Source organism: Nostoc sp. T09 (genome assembly GCF_002154695.1).
Lineage (GTDB): Bacteria > Cyanobacteriota > Cyanobacteriia > Cyanobacteriales > Nostocaceae > Aulosira.
In genome coordinates, this window is the sequence record NZ_MTAV01000234.1 from 1 (window position 1) to 1,497 (window position 1,497).

Genomic DNA, 1,497 nt, shown 5'->3' on the forward strand with positions numbered 1-1,497 from the left:
TATGCCCAAACTTCAGAAGTATTTTATCTCCGATGCTGCTTTTGATAAATTCTACTTTCGTTCAACAGCCGGACTTTATAACAGCATCGGTAGCGCGGTAACTGGAATTTATCCAGCCCCAGATAACGAAAAAGATTTACCAGAATACACGCTCAAAAACCTGTTGCATAAAGGCTTATTAATTAAGCTCTCTGCAATTGTTGTAGTAAATACGAAAAAACGCTCAATCGATTTACTTTGCAACAGATTAGTTTTTCCAACAATTTTGGATACTGCATTGGGTAAAAGCTTTTCTATTACTGGTGGTGCTTCTGGTCAAATCAAGTCTTTGAATCAGCAACTCAAACAAGTTTCTAGAGGATGAAATGGCAAAATTAGATAAATATGTTCTCACGGTTGACACAGCCAAATATGCTTTTCGCGCTCCTGCTGGTCTGTATGCGAATACTATCGCTACCGCAACAGGAATTGCTGTAGCGGCTGATAATGAGCAGGATTTACCCGAATACCCCGTAAAGAACTTATTGCGTAAAGGCATTTTGCGCCGGGTTCGTGCAATTACCAAGACCTCAGCCGGGAAGCCTAGCAGCTTAAAACTGCTTTGTAGTAAGGCTAAATTAGCAACTATCTTAGATGCGCTCAAAGGCGATGCCTACACCATTACTGGTGGTGGCAGTGGAACAATCACTAGTGTTGGCTTTGCGCTTCGTGTTGTAAGTCGTGGCTAATTGGGATTTGATTGGAGAATTAACTGTTAGTAATAGCTGGCAATTCTTCCAAAATGACGCAATAGCAGACACTTTTAGAATTACTACGACAATTTCCAATCTTGATGATTGGAATAAATGGAAGTTTAAAAGTGCTGCTTATTTGCGTTTTCACTATGCTGATGATAGCGCTTCGATTAAATATTATGTTCGCGTTCTGGATGAACCTACTATTTATGTATTTGCTGTTCCTGAAGAACTGAGAACGCAAGGGATAATTATTAGAACTCCATCAATTATCAGAGCTTCGCGCTATCTCCCTATCACCCCTGATGGAAATTTTGCAGATTGGTCTTTTAAGTTAGAAGCTTTATTGTAAGTATTCACTTCAAACAATGATTAACAATATATCAGTTGCAGAATCAAATAACAGATTTGGCTCTTGTACCAATCTAGAAAAGACTTTAGTCGCTAATGCTAAAGCTGAAGTTCTAAATGCTAACACAGATAGGCGTTATGCAGCATTTATCAATAATTCTACTGTTGATATTACTTTAATTCTCGGAAGTCCTGAGGATGGCGCTATTAACAAAGGAATTATCTTAAAACCTCGTGGTAGCTATGAAATCAACGCTAATAATTTATATCTAGGAAAAGTTAGCGCTGTCTCTGCTTTCGCCTGTAAATTAACTCATCTGGAGTGTATCTAATGGGTCTTTATAATCCCGCCTCGGTGACGGTTGTTGAATCCACTAGTAGCACTTCAACACCTACTACAGTTGCCTCTAGT

The 1,497-nt window shown here is 38.9% G+C and carries 4 protein-coding genes; all 4 read left to right on the forward strand.

The window, feature by feature from the left end:
* Positions 1–364, forward strand: a 364-nt coding sequence (locus tag BV372_RS36900) for a hypothetical protein (RefSeq protein WP_086691525.1), incomplete at its 5' end; no start/stop codon positions are given.
* A 1-nt stretch (position 365) separates the two neighbouring features.
* On the forward strand, positions 366–728 hold the full coding sequence (locus tag BV372_RS33160; protein ID WP_086691527.1) for a hypothetical protein: 363 nt from the start codon (positions 366–368) through the stop codon (positions 726–728).
* The gene (locus tag BV372_RS33165; protein ID WP_086691528.1) at positions 721–1,086 is read left to right on the forward strand and encodes a hypothetical protein; all 366 of its coding nucleotides are present in this window, start codon (positions 721–723) and stop codon (positions 1,084–1,086) included. Before BV372_RS33160 ends, BV372_RS33165 begins: the two co-directional genes overlap by 8 nt.
* Positions 1,087–1,102: 16 nt before the next feature.
* Positions 1,103–1,417, forward strand: coding sequence for a hypothetical protein (locus BV372_RS33170; protein WP_086691529.1), 315 nt, complete (start codon positions 1,103–1,105; stop codon positions 1,415–1,417).
* Positions 1,418–1,497: the final 80 nt, after the last annotated feature.

Coding starts and splice junctions, on each gene's coding strand:
- BV372_RS33160 (WP_086691527.1), top strand. CDS start 366: ATGGCAAAATTAGATAAATATGTTCTCACGGTTGACACAGCCAAATAT.
- BV372_RS33170 (WP_086691529.1), top strand. CDS start 1,103: ATGATTAACAATATATCAGTTGCAGAATCAAATAACAGATTTGGCTCT.